At 69.7% G+C, this 16,630-nt stretch carries 17 protein-coding genes; 5 read left to right on the top strand and 12 right to left on the bottom strand.

Translation table 11 applies throughout. The annotated features are described in order from the left end of the window. Positions 1 to 249 precede the first annotated feature (249 nt). A complete protein-coding gene (locus ASG72_RS02765) occupies positions 250 to 501 on the top strand; it encodes a DUF465 domain-containing protein (protein WP_056708638.1) in 252 nt (83 codons plus the stop codon). A gap of 7 nt (positions 502 to 508) precedes the next feature. On the opposite strand, the gene ASG72_RS02760 is transcribed toward ASG72_RS02765, so the two are convergent. From ASG72_RS02760 to ASG72_RS02740, 5 genes are all read right to left on the bottom strand, one after another. Then, positions 509 to 1,150 carry a PilZ domain-containing protein gene (locus tag ASG72_RS02760; protein ID WP_056708636.1) on the bottom strand — a complete coding sequence of 214 codons (642 nt, stop codon included), beginning with the start codon at positions 1,148 to 1,150 and terminating at the stop codon, positions 509 to 511. 117 nt (positions 1,151 to 1,267) lie between these two features. After that, the gene (locus tag ASG72_RS02755; protein ID WP_056708633.1) at positions 1,268 to 2,029 is read right to left on the bottom strand and encodes an ABC transporter permease; all 762 of its coding nucleotides are present in this window, start codon (positions 2,027 to 2,029) and stop codon (positions 1,268 to 1,270) included. Beyond that, positions 2,026 to 2,784 (bottom strand): ATP-binding cassette domain-containing protein, encoded by a 759-nt coding sequence (locus ASG72_RS02750; protein WP_200939878.1) that lies wholly within the window; start codon positions 2,782 to 2,784, stop codon positions 2,026 to 2,028. The genes ASG72_RS02755 and ASG72_RS02750 overlap by 4 nt, the downstream gene beginning before the upstream one ends. Continuing rightward, on the bottom strand, positions 2,781 to 3,722 hold the full coding sequence (locus ASG72_RS02745) for an ABC transporter substrate-binding protein (protein WP_056708630.1): 942 nt from the start codon (positions 3,720 to 3,722) through the stop codon (positions 2,781 to 2,783). The genes ASG72_RS02750 and ASG72_RS02745 overlap by 4 nt, the downstream gene beginning before the upstream one ends. 89 nt (positions 3,723 to 3,811) lie before the next feature. Further along, positions 3,812 to 4,648 carry a cobalamin B12-binding domain-containing protein gene (locus ASG72_RS02740; RefSeq protein WP_056708628.1) on the bottom strand — a complete coding sequence of 279 codons (837 nt, stop codon included), beginning with the start codon at positions 4,646 to 4,648 and terminating at the stop codon, positions 3,812 to 3,814. Between the two features lie 286 nt (positions 4,649 to 4,934). Here ASG72_RS02740 and ASG72_RS02735 point away from each other — a divergent pair, with 286 nt between their 5' ends. Continuing rightward, complete coding sequence (locus tag ASG72_RS02735) at positions 4,935 to 5,132, top strand: ATPase inhibitor subunit zeta (RefSeq protein ID WP_056708624.1); 198 nt, start codon at positions 4,935 to 4,937, stop codon at positions 5,130 to 5,132. A 147-nt stretch (positions 5,133 to 5,279) separates the two neighbouring features. Here ASG72_RS02735 and ASG72_RS02730 read toward each other — a convergent pair whose 3' ends face one another. From ASG72_RS02730 to ASG72_RS02720, 3 genes are read right to left on the bottom strand one after another with little or no spacing between them, the layout of a single operon-like run. Continuing rightward, the gene (locus tag ASG72_RS02730) at positions 5,280 to 6,626 is read right to left on the bottom strand and encodes an amidase (RefSeq protein ID WP_056708620.1); all 1,347 of its coding nucleotides are present in this window, start codon (positions 6,624 to 6,626) and stop codon (positions 5,280 to 5,282) included. 23 nt (positions 6,627 to 6,649) lie between these two features. Continuing rightward, complete coding sequence (locus tag ASG72_RS02725; protein ID WP_056708617.1) at positions 6,650 to 7,282, bottom strand: 2-dehydro-3-deoxy-6-phosphogalactonate aldolase; 633 nt, start codon at positions 7,280 to 7,282, stop codon at positions 6,650 to 6,652. A gap of 7 nt (positions 7,283 to 7,289) precedes the next feature. Further along, entirely contained in the window at positions 7,290 to 8,243 is a 954-nt protein-coding gene (locus tag ASG72_RS02720; protein ID WP_244488667.1) for a 2-dehydro-3-deoxygalactonokinase, read from the bottom strand. A gap of 172 nt (positions 8,244 to 8,415) precedes the next feature. Here ASG72_RS02720 and ASG72_RS02715 point away from each other — a divergent pair, with 172 nt between their 5' ends. After that, a complete protein-coding gene (locus tag ASG72_RS02715) occupies positions 8,416 to 8,919 on the top strand; it encodes a ferritin-like domain-containing protein (protein WP_056708611.1) in 504 nt (167 codons plus the stop codon). A gap of 181 nt (positions 8,920 to 9,100) precedes the next feature. Then, positions 9,101 to 9,262 (top strand): hypothetical protein, encoded by a 162-nt coding sequence (locus ASG72_RS20530; protein WP_156395760.1) that lies wholly within the window; start codon positions 9,101 to 9,103, stop codon positions 9,260 to 9,262. Between the two features lie 16 nt (positions 9,263 to 9,278). On the opposite strand, the gene ASG72_RS02710 is transcribed toward ASG72_RS20530, so the two are convergent. The 3 genes from ASG72_RS02710 to ASG72_RS02700 all read right to left on the bottom strand — a co-directional run bounded on the left by ASG72_RS02710 (position 9,279) and on the right by ASG72_RS02700 (position 13,805). Continuing rightward, complete coding sequence (locus tag ASG72_RS02710) at positions 9,279 to 10,895, bottom strand: sensor histidine kinase (RefSeq protein ID WP_156395759.1); 1,617 nt, start codon at positions 10,893 to 10,895, stop codon at positions 9,279 to 9,281. Between the two features lie 158 nt (positions 10,896 to 11,053). Then, positions 11,054 to 12,517 (bottom strand): protein adenylyltransferase SelO, encoded by a 1,464-nt coding sequence (locus tag ASG72_RS02705; RefSeq protein WP_056708604.1) that lies wholly within the window; start codon positions 12,515 to 12,517, stop codon positions 11,054 to 11,056. A gap of 31 nt (positions 12,518 to 12,548) precedes the next feature. Continuing rightward, positions 12,549 to 13,805: an aminopeptidase gene (locus tag ASG72_RS02700; RefSeq protein WP_056709901.1), complete on the bottom strand. Its 1,257-nt coding sequence runs from the start codon at positions 13,803 to 13,805 to the stop codon at positions 12,549 to 12,551. 254 nt (positions 13,806 to 14,059) lie between these two features. Between ASG72_RS02700 and ASG72_RS02695 the strand changes: the two genes are divergently transcribed. Further along, complete coding sequence (locus ASG72_RS02695) at positions 14,060 to 15,616, top strand: glucan biosynthesis protein G (protein ID WP_162246181.1); 1,557 nt, start codon at positions 14,060 to 14,062, stop codon at positions 15,614 to 15,616. A 15-nt stretch (positions 15,617 to 15,631) separates the two neighbouring features. On the opposite strand, the gene ASG72_RS02690 is transcribed toward ASG72_RS02695, so the two are convergent. Beyond that, positions 15,632 to 16,615 (bottom strand): succinylglutamate desuccinylase/aspartoacylase family protein, encoded by a 984-nt coding sequence (locus ASG72_RS02690; RefSeq protein WP_200939877.1) that lies wholly within the window; start codon positions 16,613 to 16,615, stop codon positions 15,632 to 15,634. Positions 16,616 to 16,630 lie beyond the last annotated feature (15 nt).

Raw genomic sequence — 16,630 nt, 5'->3', positions numbered from 1 at the left:
GACCGCCTTCACCCCGGCCAAGAAAGTCGCCAACAGCCGCGGCGGCGACGCCGGCTGGGAAGAGTTCTGAGGCGAGCACCGGCGGGGCGGGGCGCAAGGCCCCTCCCGCCGGCTCCCGCGAGGGCCGCCGCGCGGCCTGTCGCGGATCAGCGTCCGGCGGGACGCAGCTGCAATTGAGGCAGGTCAAGGCGGGGCGGTCGGCTGGCGGCTCATGGTGACTTCACCACGATGCAAGGCCAGGAACCCGTCATGTCGCATGTCCCCCATGATCTCGTCTCGGAATTCCCGGAACAGGCCGAGCTGATCCAATGGCTGCGGGCCTCCGACCGGCATTTCGAGCGGCTGGCCGAGGAATATCACGATCTCAACCGCGATCTCCACCGCGTCGAGACGCGGGTCGAGGCGGCGTCCGAGGAGCGCGAGGCCCAGATGCGGCGCCAGCGCCTCTTCCTGAAGGATCAGATCGCGGCGGCCCTGGCCGCGGCGCGCAAGGCCGGCTGAGACGCCCTCAGGGCGCCAGTCCGGTAGGACCCGGCCCGGAAGCGACTAAACCGGCTTTCAGGGCCAGGCTGAATTCAGGCGCGGTCAGGGGCCGGTCGAAGGCGATGGCGCAGCCCTTCGGCAGGGTCCTGACGACCCGGCCCGTGCGGTCACCGATGCAGATCGGCGTTCCCAAAGGCAGCTCATGGCCCAGCTGGACGGCGACGCCCGTCGCCGACAGGTCGATGATCCGGGCCGAGCAGCTCCAGCCATCCGGCCGCGACAGGCGGCCCAGCGCATGATCCGGCGCGAGCCGCGCCGCCTTCCGCAATTCGGCGAGGCCGAGCGCCGAGCGATTGCCGTGCCAGGTCAGCACCGAAGCGAGCCAGTCCCGCTGGCGCACCGTCGCGGTCATCGCCATGGCGAAACGGTCACGCTGGATGCGCACGGCGGTGCCGGAGACCGGGCCGAAATCGGGCAGTTGCAGGAGGATGCCCTGGCCCTCGCGCGGCATGGTCTGTCCCTGGACCAGCACGCCGCCGAGCGAGATGTCGATCGTCTCGCAGGGCACGGGGCTGCAGCCCGGCCAGCGATAGCGGCCCTCCAGCTTCAGCGGCAGGCGCCGGTGAAGCCGCTTGTTGGGCACCTTGATGTCGTGCAGCCTCTGCATGGCGTCGATCCATAGGTGGCTGACCTTACGGAGCGATGAATCCGATCGTGTAAAATGCCGCCAATCGGCGCTTTGCCGGCGAAGTCCTGAAAAATCGGGGATTTTCCGCCCCCGGCTTCAGCCCAGCGGCTCGGTGAAGCGCCGTGTCAGCGCCGTCCCCAGCCCATCCACCAGACGGTGCAGGAGGATGGTGAAGGCCGCGAGCACGACCAGGCTCGCGAACATCAGATCGGTCTGGCCGCGCCCATTCGCCAGCAGCATCAGATGGCCGAGGCCGCGGGAGGCGCCGACCCATTCGCCGATCACCGCGCCGAGCGGCGCATAGACCGCCGCGAGCCGCAGCCCCGTCGCCAGCGACGGCATCGCATGCGGCACCCTGAGCTGGAACACCAGCCGCAAGGGCCGCGCCTGCATCACGCGGGCCAGGTCGAGATGCCCCTGCGGCGTGCGCAGCAGACCGTCGAAGAAGGCGGCGGCGACCGGGAACGAAATGATCAGCGTCACCATCACGATCTTCGAGGCGAAGCCATAGCCGAGCCAGAGCGTCAGGATCGGCGCCAGAGCGAAGACCGGCACGGCCTGGGCGAAGACCAGCACCGGTTGCAGGAGCAGCCGCGCCAGCCGCGACATGGCGAGCTGCAGCCCCGTGGCGACGCCGAGCGCCACGCCGAGCAGGAGCCCGACCAGGATCTCGGCGAAGGTGATCAGCGCATTCTCGGCGATCAGCGCCCGCGACTGCCAGAGCCGCATCGCCACGCGCTCGGGCCCCGGCAGGATGAAGGCCGGCGCAGCCGTCGCCCAGACCACGCCCTGCCACAGCGCCAGCCCGAAGCCGAAGGCCAGCAGGCCGCGCCCGATCGCGGCGGTGCGCCGGCTCATGGCTGGCCCCGCAGCCGGCGATACATCGCGGCCTGGGCCGAAAGTGTCTGCGCATCCTCGACGTCCCGCACCGGCGGCCTCTCGGGCAGGGGCAGCTCCTCGAGGCCCGCAGCGGTGAGCAGGAAGGCCCTGTCGCTGAGCCGTGCCGCTTCCCCCGGATCATGCGTGACGAGCAGGGTCGTCCGGCCCCGCAGCCGCTCGGCGGCCAGCTCCTGCATCTCGGCGCGCATGCGGGCGTCGAGCGAGGAGAAGGGCTCGTCGAGCAGGACCACCGGCCGGTCCTCCATCAGCGTCCGCGCCAGCGAGGCGCGCTGGCGCTGGCCGCCCGACAGCGTATGCGGCCGCCTGGCCTCCAGCCCGCTCAGCCCGACGCTGGCGAGGATGGCGCGCGCCCGGTCGCGATCCGGCGTCTCGCCGCGCAGCCTCGCACCCATGGTGACATTGCCGATCAGGTCGAGCCAGGGTGCGAGCAGGTCGCTCTGGCCCATGAAGGCGATGCGGCCGGCCAACTCCGCGCCGTCGCCGGCGCTGACGCTGCCGGAGAAGGTCGCGCCGGTCTCCAGCCCGGCGATCAGCCGCAGCAGCGTCGTCTTGCCGACGCCGGAAGCGCCGAGCAGGCTGGTCCAGCGGCCGGGCTCCAGCTCCAGCCGCAGCGGCGGGAAGAGGGGCGCCCCGTCCAGCCGCGCCTCTCCGGCGATGACGATCCCCGGCGCCGCGATGCCCGGTGCGCCCGGGCCGGGGGCGCGCTTGTTCACGGCGCGGTGACGTCCATGGTCAGTTTCGAGACGGGGGTCGCGCCGGGTACCGCCCCCATCTTCAGCAGGAAGGCGTCGAAGGCGGCGTAGCGGCCATGATCCATCGCCGCCGGCCGCGTCGCGAAGCGGGGATAGGTGTCGCGCCAGGCGCGTTCGTTCAGTTCGTTGCGCAGCTCGCTCGAGGTGCCGGCGAAGATCGTCCAGCTCTCGGCCGGGTTGTTGAGGATGAACTGCGCGGCCAACTCGGTCGCGGCCATGAAGCGGCGCAGCCTGTCCTTGTTCATGGTGCGGGGATTGGCGACGTAGATCAGCTCGTCATAGGCCGGCACGCCTTCGCTCTCTGGGTAGAAGCAGCGGCCGGTCCTGCCCTCGATCGCCAGCTGGTTGAGCTCGAAATTGCGGAAGGCGCCGATCACCCCGGCGACCTGCCCGCTCATCAGCGCGGGCGAGATCGAAAACCCGATATTGACCTTCTCGACCGCGTCCGGCGCCACGCCATTATGGCGCAGCATCGCCTCCAGCAGCACCTCCTGCACGCCCGCCACGGCGAAGCCGACCTTGCGGCCGGCGAGATCGGCGATCCGCTTCACCGGCCCGTCCGCCAGAGTGACGAGGCAGGTCAGGGGGGTGGAGACCAGCGTGCCGACGCGGATCAGCTCCATACCCTGATGCAGGTTGAGATGCAGCTGCGGCTGGTAGGAGACGGCGAGGTCGGCGCGGCCGGCGGCGACCATTTTGGGCGGGTCGGTCGGATTGGCCGGCGCGACGATCTCGACCTCGAGCCCCATCTGTTTGAAGAAGCCGCGCTCCTTGGCGATGATGATCGGGCCGTGATCGGGATTGACGAACCAGTCGAGGATCAGGCTCAGCCTGTCCTGCGCCTGGGCGGAGCCGGCCATGGACAGAGCGAGGGCGAGAGACAGCAGGGCTTTCAGCATGGGGCTCCCCGGAGCGGCGGCGTCACGGCGATAAAGGCCAATGCCGTGCCGGTTTCAAGCGGCAATCGCCCCGCTGCCGCGGCGACGCCTCACGCCGCCCAGCTGCGCAGGGCGCCGAGGTCGAACAGCTTCTGCGCCACCAGCACGGCCGCGGGGGCGTTCACCGCCGTGGCATCGGCGCCGACGCTGCGGGCGAGGCCGGGATCGGCCGAGAAGACCGGCCCGCCGACCATGATGCCGATGGCCGGGTTGAGCGAGTTCTCGCGGATCAGCGCGATCATCGCCCCGAGCTGCGCGAGATGCCGTTCCGAGCCCAGGGTCAGCCCCGCCACGGCGTACCAGGCATCGCCGACCGCCGCGGCGACCGCCATCGGTGTGGGTTCGATATCGCTCTCGACCCGCCAGCCGCCGGCATCGAGGAATTTCGTGACCATCGACAGGCCGAACATGTGCTGGTCGCCCGGCGTCGTCAGCATCAGCACGCGGCGCTTCTCGTCCAGCGCCGGCAGGACATGGGTGGCGTTGAACACAGCCAGCAGCTTCTGCAGCCGGCCGAGCCCCAGCGTCACGTCGATGAAGTCGCATTCGTCGCGGTCCCACATCGTTCCGAGCAGACGGGCGCAGGGCTCCAGCAATTCGACGAACAGCCGCTCCATCGAGAGGCCGCGATCGCGCAGCAGGGTGATGTAGCGCGCCGCCTCGCCGCTCTCGGCGCTGAGCACGAGCCGCGCCAGCCCGGCGATCTCGTCTTCGGTGGGCGCTTCCGCGGCCGGGACGACCTCCCGGTGCAGCAGCATCAGCCGCGGGATGATCTCGCCCGCGACGACGCGCGCCAGCTTGGCCCGCCTTTGCGCCACATCGCTGCGGCCCAGGATCGACGGTGACAGAAACAGCGCCTCGTCGACGACGCCCTCGAACGCGCTCATGATCCGTTTCCCCGAACGCCTGTTCTTGTCGGCCCCGGCCATTCAGGACCGGTTGCGGGCCTCTACGGGCCCCTGGCACGAAAACTAGGGCAGGGTTTCGGCGCCGACCAGCCCCGGCGCAACACGATCGATTGAGCACGCCGATCGATCGGATCGACAGGCTTCGCACCGCCTCCACCGGCTTGAAACGGCGGCGAGCGCGCCCAGATCCGGTGCAGGCTGTCCGGGCCCCTCTGGCGAAACCCTTCGCGATGTCGGACCACCCTGCATCGAGGACGCCAGACCCATGAGCGACGCCGCCATCCATCGCGCCATCGACTTCCACCTCGCCCATCCCGGCTGGTGCCCGAAGGAGGATACGCGCGACACGATCCGCGCCCGCCGCAACGTGCTGGCGGCGCTCTGGGCCGGCCGGCTGATGGGGCTGCCCGGCGCCGCGCTCAGCGCCTATGCGACGGAGGCCCATATCGCCGATTTCGAGTAGGCCGGCGACGACGACATCGTCCGCAAGCTCTCGGGAGACTTGAACGCCCTCGGCTTCTTCGTCTCCGGCCAGCTGGTGCGCGCCAAGCTGGTCGAGTTCCACGCCCAGGCCCTGCGCGAATCCGCACTGACGGATTGACGCTCCGGCTCAGCGCAGCAGCGCCTCGGCCGCCGCGGCGATGGCGAGGATGCGCGCATCCTGCCCCGCGAGCCCGGCGATCATCAGCCCGACCGGCGCCTCGCCTGGCCGGCTGGCGGGCAGGGACAGCGCGCAGCCATCGATCATGTTGACCAGCGTGCAATTGCGCAGCGCCAGCAGATTGGCCTGGGTATAGGCCTCCTCATCCTGTTCCAGCGGCGCGATCGCGGGCGGCAGGATCGCGACCGTCGGCAGCAGCAGCGCATCGTAGCCGGCCAGCCGTCGCTCGACCCCGGCGATCATCGCTGCCCGCGCCGCCAGCGCGTCGAGATAATCCGCGGCCGGCACGCCGGCGCCGCGCCGGATCCGGCTGGACACGCGCGGATCGTAGAGCTCGCCTGTCTCCGCCAGCAGCTCGCGATGCCAGGCGAAGCTTTCGGGCGCGGTGAAGCCGCCCTTGGCGTTGATGGCGGCGATCGCCTCGAACTCCGGCACGGCGATCCTGTCGATGGCGGCTCCGGCGGCCCGGAGCGTCGTCAGCGCCCGCTCGAAGGCTTCCTCGACCTCTGTTGCGAGGCCGGCCAAAGCGATCGTGGTCGGCACCGCGAGCCTGAGCCCGCCGACCACAGCGGGAACCAGCTCCGCCGGATCGTCGCCGGCCAGGATGGCGTCCAGCGTCGCGCAGCATCGCACGGATCGGGCGAGGGGGCCGATCGAATCGAGGCTCGGCGACAGCGGCACGCAGCCCTGCTGCGGCACGCGCCGCGCGGTCGGCTTGTAGCCGACGATCCCGCAGAAGGCGGCGGGAATCCGGCAGGAGCCGCCGGTATCGGTGCCGAGCGCCGCATGGGCCATGCCATCCGCCACGGCGACCGCCCCGCCCGAGGTCGAGCCGCCGGAGACACGCCCGGTCGCGCGGTCGAAGGGCGAGCGCGGGCTGCCGTAATGCGGGTTCATCCCCAGCCCGGAATAGGCGAATTCCGTCATGTTGGCCCGGCCCAGCGCGATGAAGCCTGCCTGCCTGAGCCGCGCCACCGCGACGGCGTCCCGGCTCGCCGGAGCCCGTGCCGCCAGGGCCTTCGAGCCGGCGGTGGTGACCTCGCCGGCGATGTCGAACAGGTCCTTGACGGCGATCGGAATGCCGGCGAAGGGCGAGGGGGCGGCGCCGGCGCGGCGCAGCAGATCCATCGCATCGGCGGCCTGCAGCGCTCTGTCGGCATCGACGCTGACGAAGGCGCGCTCGCCTTCGCCCGCGGGGTCGGCGATTGCCGCGAGACACGCCTCGACCAAGGCGCGGCTGGTGGTGCGGCCCGATGCCAGGGCGGCGGCGAGTTCGGCGAGGGTGGGATCGGCCATGGGATGTCCTGCGCAGATCGGGTTCAGCCGGCGGATTCCGCTGCGCCGGCGAGGCAGTCTCGGAAGGCTCTGGCGCGCAGGCGCAGCTCCGAGGCGCTGAGACCGGGCTTGTAGAGCGCCGAGCCCAGCCCGAACCCGGCCGCACCGGCCTGGCGATAGGCCGCCACCTTCTCCGGGACGATGCCGCCGACCGGCACGAGCGCGACCCCTGCGGGCAGCACCGCCCGCCAGGCCCCGACCACCGCGGGCGGCATCTGCTCCGCCGGAAACATCTTCAGCGCATCGGCGCCGTTGGCGAGCGCCGCGAAGGCCTCCGTCGGGGTCGCGACCCCCGGCACGCAGGCGAGGCCGCGCTGCTTCGCTTCGCGCACCACCGCCCCGTCGGAATGCGGCATCAGGATCAGCCGCCCGCCCGCCTGCTGCACGTCGGCGACGGCGGCCGGACTCAGCACCGTGCCGGCTCCGATCAGCGTGTCCGGCAGCGCAGTGGCGAGGCGTTCGATGCTGCGCAGCGGCTCGGGCGAGTTCAGCGGCACTTCGATGACCTGGAACCCGGTCTCGATCAGGATGTCCGACAGCGCCAGCACCTCGTCCGGCCTGACGCCGCGCAGGATGGCGATGAAGGGGAAGGCGCGCAGGCGGTTCAGGACATCCATGGGGGTCTCACGAGAGGAGAGCATTGCGGCGGGCGATCTCGAACAGGCCGGCGAAGGCCGCGTCCTCGATCACGCCGCTGTCGAGCCCGGCCTGGCCCAGCGCCAGCCGATAGGGCAGAGCGAGATCGGCGCGGCAGATCAGCTGCACGGGCAGCTCCGGCCGCTCGCCCAGGAGCCAGATCGCCTCGCGCACCTCCTCGCCGATCAGCAGGCCGGAGAGATAGCTCGGCAGCTCCTCGGCGGTGAAACGCTCGAACAGGCCCTGGGTGCGCACCGAAAACAGACGGTGCAGCAGCGCTCCCCCGGCATCGTCGAGGGCGAGGGCGCAGCCGGCCTCGAAGGCGGGCTGCGCGAAGGGCGGGTCGCCGCCCTGCGGCATCAGCCGGCCGAGGATCGAGTGCTGCTTCAGCAGCCCGTAGACTTCCCCGGTCATGAAGCTGCTGAAGCGCATGATCCGGCCGTCGGAGACGCTGACCCATTTGCTGTGGGTGCCCGGCAGGACGAAGACGCCCTCCTGCCGCCCTCCGAGCTTCATCGCTCCGAAGACCTGCGCCTCCTCGCCCCGCATCACGTCGGGCGCCGCCTTATCGCCCAGGCTGACCAGACCGGGAACCAGCCCCAGCAGTCGGCCCCCGCCGGCGGGCACCGTGACGATGCCGCGCGCGAGATCCTCGAAACTGGCGGGGCAGGAGACATAGGGCGCCTCGCGCCAGCCCTGCCGGCTGCCGACCATGCCGGAGGCGAGGATCACCGCCTGCGGCCAGCGCGCGAGCCAGCCGCCGAACAGCGTCTGGAACACGGCGGCATAATCGCGGCCGGCCATCGCCATCACCCCGTCGCCGGAGGAAAGCCGGTCGAGAATGGTGCCCTGCGCATCCATCGCCACGGCGCGAAGCGAGGAGGTTCCCCAATCGATCGCGATCAGCAGGGACCCGGGTGCGAGAGGTTCGGCGGGCGGCAAGGCAGGACTCCGGCAGGCTGCGGCCACCGCCGCCATCCCCCATCTTTGGGGCAGATCGAAGGGCGGTTCAACAGCGCTCGCGGCCGGTCTTCGGGTTTCCCGCAAGCTGGTGGAACAAGCCCACCGACTCCGTGTTCAAGCGCTTAGGCAGCTCAACCCGGAGACCACCGCCATGGCATCGAAGCCCAAGACCCTGAACGACCTCTTCATCGATCAGCTCAAGGACATCTACTACGCCGAGAAGCAGATCCTGCGCACATTGCCGAAGATGGCGAAGGCCGCGAATGCCGCGGAGGTCAAGCAGGCCTTCGAGACCCATCGCACGGAGACGGAAGGCCAGATCGAGCGTCTCGAGCAGGTGTTCGAGCTCGCTGGCGTCGCGGCGCGCGGCAAGACCTGCGAGGCCATCGTCGGGATCATCGAGGAAGGCAAGGAAGTGATGGAGGACTATGCCGACAGCGAGGCGCTCGACGCCGGGCTGATCGCCTCCGCCCAGGCCGTCGAACATTACGAGATGGCCCGCTACGGCACGCTGAAGGCGCTCGCCATGCAGCTCGGCATGAAGGATGCGGCCAAGCTCTTCGACGAGACCCTGGCGGAAGAGAAGAAGACCGATGCGCTTCTCAGCCAGATCGCCGAAGGCGGCGCCAACAAGAAGGGCCAGAAGGCCGCGTGAGGCCAGGCCGGCCGTTCGCGGCCGGCGAGGCCGCCGCGGCTGCCTTCACGACTCCCGCCACCCCCGAGGTGGCACGGCTCAGGCCAGGCGCTCGCGAGCGCTGGCCTGACGCCATGACGACACCCAGCCATCAACACACCCAGCCATGACGACACCGCAAAGCAGTCCGGAGTTGCTCATCATGACCAACTGGCTTCTCGGCTCTTCCTCCGTCGCCGCCGCCCTCGGCTATTCCCTGCATGCCGGCATCGTCCCGGCCGGTGGCGTCATCGGCGATCTCGCCTGGCTGGCGCTGGCCGCGCTGGCGACCATCGCCGTGACCTCCGGAGACGCCGCGACCTGAGCGCGGCGCGAGCCCCTCAGGCGGCGATCGGCGCCGGCACGGGCTCCGCGGCGAAAGCTAGCCGGCAAATGAGCCCCGTTGCACCGTAGTCGAGCTCGATCGCGGGCTCGAGCTGCGGCGGGAAAGCGCGTCGCACCAGCTTCGAGCCGAAGCCTTCGCTGGCGGGCGGCGTCACGGCCGGCCCGTCCCGCTCTTCCCAGACCAGATCGACGCGTTGCGGCTCGTCGTCGCCGACGCTCCAGGAGATCGTGACGGTCCCGTCATCGTCATGCAGGGCGCCGTATTTGATCGCGTTGGTCGCCAGCTCGTGGATGACCATCGACAGCGCCAGAGCGGCCTGGGATCCCAGCGCGACCCGCGGGCCTCGAAGACTGATCCGTGCCGCCAGATTCTGATGCGGCCGCAGCGTCGTGGCGATCACGGCCTCGATATCGCCGCCGGCATGCTCGCTGGACAGGAGGATGTCATAGGTCCCGGCGAGCGCGACGACGCGGTCGGTGAAGGTGCGCGACAGGTTCTTGTCGACATGCGGCCCGAAGGTCTGCCTGGCGATGGCCTGGACGATGGTCAGCGTATTCTTCACCCGGTGGCTGAGTTCGCGCATCAGCAATTCGCTCTGGCGCTGCGCGGCGGTCGCCTCGGCCTGGCGCCGCTCCAGCTCGTCGAGCAGGTCGTCCACGGTCTGGCCGACGCTTTCGACCTCGCCCTGCGTCGCCTTCATTCCGGTGCGGGCGCGCGGCGCGCCGCTGCGCCACCGCTCCAGCACGGTGATGATCCGGCTCAGCGGACGGCGGATGAAGGCGTTGCCGACGAACCAGGCCGCAGCGAAGGCGGCGAGAGCGCCGAGCGAAACCAGCGCCAGCCCGACCAGGCTGGCGCGGTTGACGGATTTGAAGGCCTCGGCCTTCGACAGGCCGGCGCTGACATACAGCCCCCGCGGGGCCGCATCGACCGGCAGATAGCCGATGATCCTGGTCTCCCCATCCTGGCTGAGCACCTCGACCGTGCCGGGGGTCGAGCCTTTGACGAGCTGCAGGAAGGGCTCGGGAATCCGGGTGCCGACGAAGCGCTCGCCCTGCGGGTGCCGCGCCAGGATCACCCCGTTGCGGTCGGCGATGGTGACCGCCCCGCCCGGTGGCAGGCCGCGCTCACGGAGACGGTCCCCGAGCCATCCGAGACGGACCCCCGTCGCCAGCACGCCCTTCACCGATCCGTCGGGATTGCGCACCGCCTTGCTGATCGGCAGCACCGGCGAATTCGACAGGCGGCTATCGGTATATTCGCCGATCGTCGGCCCGCGCGCCGTCAGCGCGTCGCGGAAATAGCTGCGATCCTGCATGCTGAGCCCTTCGGGGGCCCGGCTGCTGTCGCAGATGATCCTGCCTTCGGTGTCGAGCAGGAAGATGGTCCGGATCGAATTCACGCTGCCTGCGACGGCACCCAGCGCCTCCCGGCAGCCGGCGACGTCCTGATTGTAGACGGCCGGAATCGCGGCGACGGCCGTCAGCAGGCCGTCCATGCCCTCGATGATGCGCTCCATCTCCGAGGCGGCCTGCTGGCCGGCCTGGCGGGCTTGCCGGTGAACCTCCTGCTCGCGCTCGGCACGGTAGGTCAGCTCGTTGAAAGCAAGCATGGCCAGGCCGGGCAGCAGGGCCGCCGTCGCAACGAAAAATAGCCGCTTCTTCAAAAGGCCCACCGTGCTTCGAGGCTTAGAAGCCTAGGGCATATAGAATAGAAGTGACAAGTTCCACATGAGCGCAAAGCACTTCCGCTCGAAGCTATGGGATGTTCTCAGGTCCCGCAGAAAGTTCTCAGCACACGCTCCTCCGGCTTGGCCGGCAGCGCGTAGCCGGCGAATTGCGGCTGCTCGTCGAAAGGCCGCGCCAGCGCCGCCAGAAGCGCCTCGAACGGCCCGAAATCGGCATTTTCCGTTGCCGCGGCGATCGCCGCCTCGACCTGGTGGTTGCGCGGGATATAGGCGGGATTGGCGCGGCGCATCGTCTCGGCCGCCTGCTCGGGCTCGATCCGCGCCTGCCAGCGGCCCAGCCAATCCTCGAATTGCGCATCCGCGCCGAACAGCGAACGCAGGGCGGCCTGCGCCTCCGCCGAGCTCGGCGCCTGTGCGAGACGGCGGAAGCTCAGCGTGAAATCGGCCTCGTGCCGCGCCAGCAGCGCCAGCCAGTCGCGAATCAGCGCGTCATCGGCGGGGTCGGATCCGGCGAGGCCGAGCTTGCGGGCGAGCCCCGCGTCGTAATGGGCATGGAACTGCGCGCCGAACTGCCCGAGCGCCGCCTGCGCGCGTTCGACCGCCTCCGCGCTGTCCGGCGCCAGCAGCGGCACCAGAGTCTCGGCCAGCCGCGTCAGGTTCCACAAAGCGATCGAGGGCTGGTTGCCATAGGCGTAGCGGCCATTGACGTCGACGGAGCTGAACACGGTGTCGGTGTCATAGGCTTCCAGAAAGGCGCAGGGGCCGTAATCGATGGTCTCCCCGGCGATCGACATGTTGTCGGTGTTCATCACCCCATGCACGAAGCCGACCAGCAGCCATTGCGCCACCAGCTTCGCCTGCGCGGCGATCACCGCTTCGAGCAGCGCCAGATAGGGGTTTTCGGCCTCGGCACAAGCCGGGTAATGGCGGGCGATGACATGGTCGGCCAGCGCCGTGATGCCCTCGACATCCCGCCGCGCGGCGAAGAACTGGAAGGTCCCGACGCGGATATGGCTCGCGGCCACGCGGGTCAGGATGGCGCCGGGCAGGAACTGCTCGCGCACCACCGCATCCCCGGTGGTGACGAAGGCCAGCGCCCGCGTCGTCGGGATGCCGAAGGCGGCCATCGCCTCGCTGATGACGTATTCGCGCATCACCGGGCCGAGCGCGGCGCGCCCGTCGCCGCCCCTGGAAAACCGGGTGCGGCCCGAGCCTTTCAGCTGGATGTCGCGGCGCAGTCCGTCGCGGTCGATCACCTCGCCGAGCAGGATCGCCCGGCCGTCGCCGAGCTGCGGGACGAAATGCCCGAACTGATGCCCGGCATAGGCGGTGGCGATCGGCGTCGAGCCCTCCACCGTCGCATTACCGGCCAGCATCGCCACGCCGGCCTCGCTCGCCAGCCATTCCGGGTCGAGACCGAGCTGCAGCGCCAGCTCCCGGTTGAGCCGGATCAGCCGCGGCTTGGAGACCGGAGTCGGCAGCGTCGGCTCGAAGAAGCGCGGCGGCAGCCGCGCATAGCTGTTGTCGAAACGGATGGCGCTCGTCATCTTGGTGAGGTGGGGGGCAGGCGCCCGATCCTCAAGCCCATTCGCCCTTGCGGAACACCGGCACGCGCCGCCCATCCTCATGCACGCCGTCGATGTCGATCTCCTCGGAGCCGATCATCCAGTCGATATGGATCAGGCTGGTATTGCCGCCCTGCGCCGCCAGCTGCTCGGGCGACAGCGAGGCGCCGTCGACGAAGCATTTGGAATAGCATTGGCCGAGCGCGATATGGCAGGCGGCGTTCTCGTCGAACAGGGTGTTGAAGAACAAGAGCCCGCTTTTCGAGATCGGCGAGGAATGCGGCACCAGCGCCACCTCGCCGAGCCGCCGCGCGCCCTCATCCGTTTCCAGCACCTTGTGGAGCACCGCCTCGCCCCGGCCGGCATGCGCCTCGACGATGCGACCGCCTTCGAAACGCACCGAAATCCCGTCGATCAGCGAGCCCTGATGCGATAAAGGTTTGGTGCTCCTGACATGGCCGTCGACACGCCTGGCATGGGGGGTTGTGAACACCTCCTCCGTCGGGATGTTGGGGTTGCAGGTCACTCCGTTGCGCGCCGTCGACGCGCCGCCCTGCCATTCATGGCCGTCGGCGAGGCCGACCGTGAGGGAGGTGCCCGGACCGCTGAAATGCAGCGCGTGGAAGCGCTGCTGGTTCAGCCAGCCGGTGCGGCTGCGCAAACCGGTATTATGCGCCGCCCAGGCCGCGACGGGATCGTCGAGATCGACGCGCGAGGCGGCGAAGATCGCCTGGGCGAGCCTGGCCACCGCGATCTCTTCCGGCTCGCCGGGAAACACCTGCTTCGCCCAGGACGCGCTGGGATAGGCCAGGATGTTCCAGTTGATGTCGAAACCGGCGATCTTCTCCAGCGCCGGCTGATAGGCCTGCGAATTCGCCTTGCTGGCGCGTCCGACCTTGGCCGGATCCTCCTGCGCCAGCAGCATCGGATTGTCGCCGACCACGGCGAGGCGGGCGGTGTTCTCGGAGAAGGCCTTGGCGACGCCTTGGTAGAGCCAGCCCGGCGCCCGGTCGAAACTCGCATCCGCGGCGTAGCGATAGCGCGCCAGCGTGATCTCCTCATCGGAGAAGAACGGCGTCACCAGCCCGGCCCCGGCCTTGTAGGCGTGCTCGGCGATGCGCCGGACCAGCGGCAGCGCCGCCATCGGCGCGGTCAGGAACAGATCCTGCCCGGGCTGCAGGTTCAGCCCCACCCTAATTGCGGTCTCGGCGAGCCTGTCGAGCAGGACGGGGTCGATGGCGGGGGCGAGCGGCGGCTGGTGGATGGTCATGACGGAACGCTTCTCCATGGTCTGCCGCGCGTTGCGATGCGGCCGCTTCGGCTGTGATGGCCCATCATAGACCAGCTCCGGCGGATTGGGAGCGCCCGCCGCATGCCGTAAGGGCGCAGGCTCAGGAACAAAGGCGGCCAGTGCCGGGTTTGGCGGCTGGCGGTGCGATCGGTGCTGCTCGGGGGGGTCGTCGCCATGCCGCAACGCCTTGCCCGTCTGCGCCCGGCCGAGAGCCGGTGAAGCGAGGTCTGCCCATGCCAATTTCCGCGTCACGACGGCTGTTCCTGGCGATGCTCGGCTCGACCATGCTGAGCTCGGCCGGTGCCGTGCTGGCGCAGCCGCGGCCAGAGAGCGGCGCCGCGGCCTTCGGCTTCGGCGATGTCGAGCGCCAGGCGCGCGAACTCGGCGAACGTCCCTTCGACGCGGAGATCCCGGCGATCCCCGAGATGCTCAAGAAGCTCACCTATGACAGCTATCGCGAGATCCGCTTCCTGCGCGACAAGGCCTTCTGGCAGAACAGCGGTGCGGATTTCCGGCTGCATCTGTTCCATCTCGGCTTCCTGCACGATCGCCCGGTGGAGATCAGCATCGTGCGCAAGGGCCCGCCGATCCCGATCCCGTTCACGCGCGAGCTCTTCGAATACGGCAAGGCCGAGGTTCCGGCCCGGCTCTCCCCGGCGCTGGGTTTCGCGGGCTTCGCCGTCACCACCACGCTGAACCAGCCGACGGTGCATGACGAGGTGATCTCCTTCCTCGGCGCCAGCTATTTCCGCTTCCTCGGTCGCGAGCATCGCTACGGCCTGTCGGCCCGCTCGCTGGCGATCGACATCGGCGGCGCGCAGCCGGAGGAATTCCCCTTCTTCCGCCGGCTCTGGCTGGTGGAGCCCACCGCCGAGAACGCCGCGCTGACGATCTACGCCCTGCTCGACTCGCCGTCGGTCGCCGGCGCCTTCCGCTTCGTCGTGACGCCGGGCGAGCGCACCACCGTGGATGTGACGGCGACCCTGACGCCGCGGGTGATGATCACCCGGCTGGGCATCGCGCCGCTGACCTCGATGTTCTGGGCCGGGGAGGCCGATGGCGACCAGCGCACCGGCTTCCGGCCCGAGGTCCATGATTCCGACGGGCTGATGATCCATAACGGCGCCGGCGAATGGCTCTGGCGACCGCTGGCCAATCCGCAGAGCCTGCGCATCTCGAGCTTCCATGACCGTAACCCGCGCGGCTTCGGCCTGATGCAGCGCGACCGGCAGTTCAGCCACTACCAGGACCTCGAGGCGCATTACCACGCGAGGCCGGGCTATTGGGTCGAGCCCGCCGGGGAATGGGGCGAGGGCCGCGTCGACCTCATCGAGATCCCAACCGACAACGAGGTGTTCGACAATATCGGCTGTTGCTGGGTGCCGGCGGCGCCGCTCGAGCCCGGGAGGCAGCATCGCTTCGCCTATCGCATCACCGCGCTCTCGACTACGGACCATCTGAACGCGCTGGGCCAGGCCGGCAGCAGCTTCGTCGAATCCGTGCCGGCGGAGGGGCAGGCGGATGCGCGGCGGCGGATCATCGTCGATTTCATCGGCGGCGACCTCGCCTATCATCTCGGCGCACCCGACAAGGTGGCGATCGATGCGACGACCTCGGCGGGCGCCATCCGCAGCGTGATCCTCGACCCCAACCCGGTCGGCAAGGGTTTTCGGGCGATGCTCGACATGACCCTGCCCAAGGGCGAGACGGCCACGATCCGGCTGTTCCTGAAGACGCCGGCGCGCGTCATCACCGAGATCTGGACGACCAGCTGGCACAACCCCGCGTGACCGCGGGCGGGAGGTCTAGAGCCCGCGGCTGCTGGTGACCCCGAGATAGCACAGGCTTTCGCCGGGCTTGGGCGTGGTGTTCGGGAAGATCATCATGCTGTCGCGCGTCGCGCTGATCGGCTCGCCATCGGCGCGGCGCGCGATCAGCTGGCCCGCGGCGACCGCATCCCCGGTGTTCCAATTGCCTTCGAGCCGGTCTCCCGGCGCCTCGCAGAGCACGAGCTCGTCCATATGAATGATCGCCGGGCGGGGGGGCGGCGGCGGCAGCGAATCGGTCAGGCCCAGATGCGCCAGCGCATTGTGAATGGCGGCATGGCCGACATCCGCCGATGCCGGATCGTCATGGCGGCCGCATTCCAGCGTCACGCCATAGCCGCCGGCGAAGCGCATATATTCCGTGGTGCCGAACCCCTCGGTCAGCGAGAGCGGCGGCAGGCCGAGCCGCTCGCGCGCCCCGATCAGCCTCGCATAGATGTCGAGCCAGCCATGGATCAGCAGCCGCGTGCCGAGGCAGGCGGCGAAGGCGGCCTCGGCCCGGGCATGCCTGAACGGCTCCAGCGTGCCGGTATTGTCCTCCGGCCCGAAGAACACGAAGGGCGGGCCCTCGCGGGTGAAGGAATGGATGTCGAGCAGCATGTCATGGCCGCGCAACAGCGCGCAGAGCCGGTTGCCGATCCGGTCCTCGTAATCGGCCGGTTGCGGCTTTTCCCGCATGTCGCGGTTGAGATTGCGATCGCCCTCGCGCGTCTTCTGCCGATAGGCCTTGGGATTGGCGATCGGTACGAAGGTGACCTCGCCGCGCAGGATGGTGAGCCGCCCCTCGCGGCAATCTTCGATGGCACGGGCGATCGCCTGCGGGCCGCAGACCTCGTTGCCATGCACGGCGCCGAGCACGATCAGCCGAGGCCCCGCCTCCAGCCCATGGAAGCGGATGCTCTCGATCGGGCCGTCATCGCTGGTCGGGCTCATCGTCTTCGTCTCCAAGGGGTTGGTCGCCATGCCCCACCCCCGTTA

The organism is Allobosea sp. Leaf344 (genome assembly GCF_001426225.1).
Lineage (GTDB): Bacteria > Pseudomonadota > Alphaproteobacteria > Rhizobiales > Beijerinckiaceae > Allobosea.
Note: the sequence above shows the minus strand (reverse complement) of the source record. Positions and strands in the feature narration are given on the sequence as shown.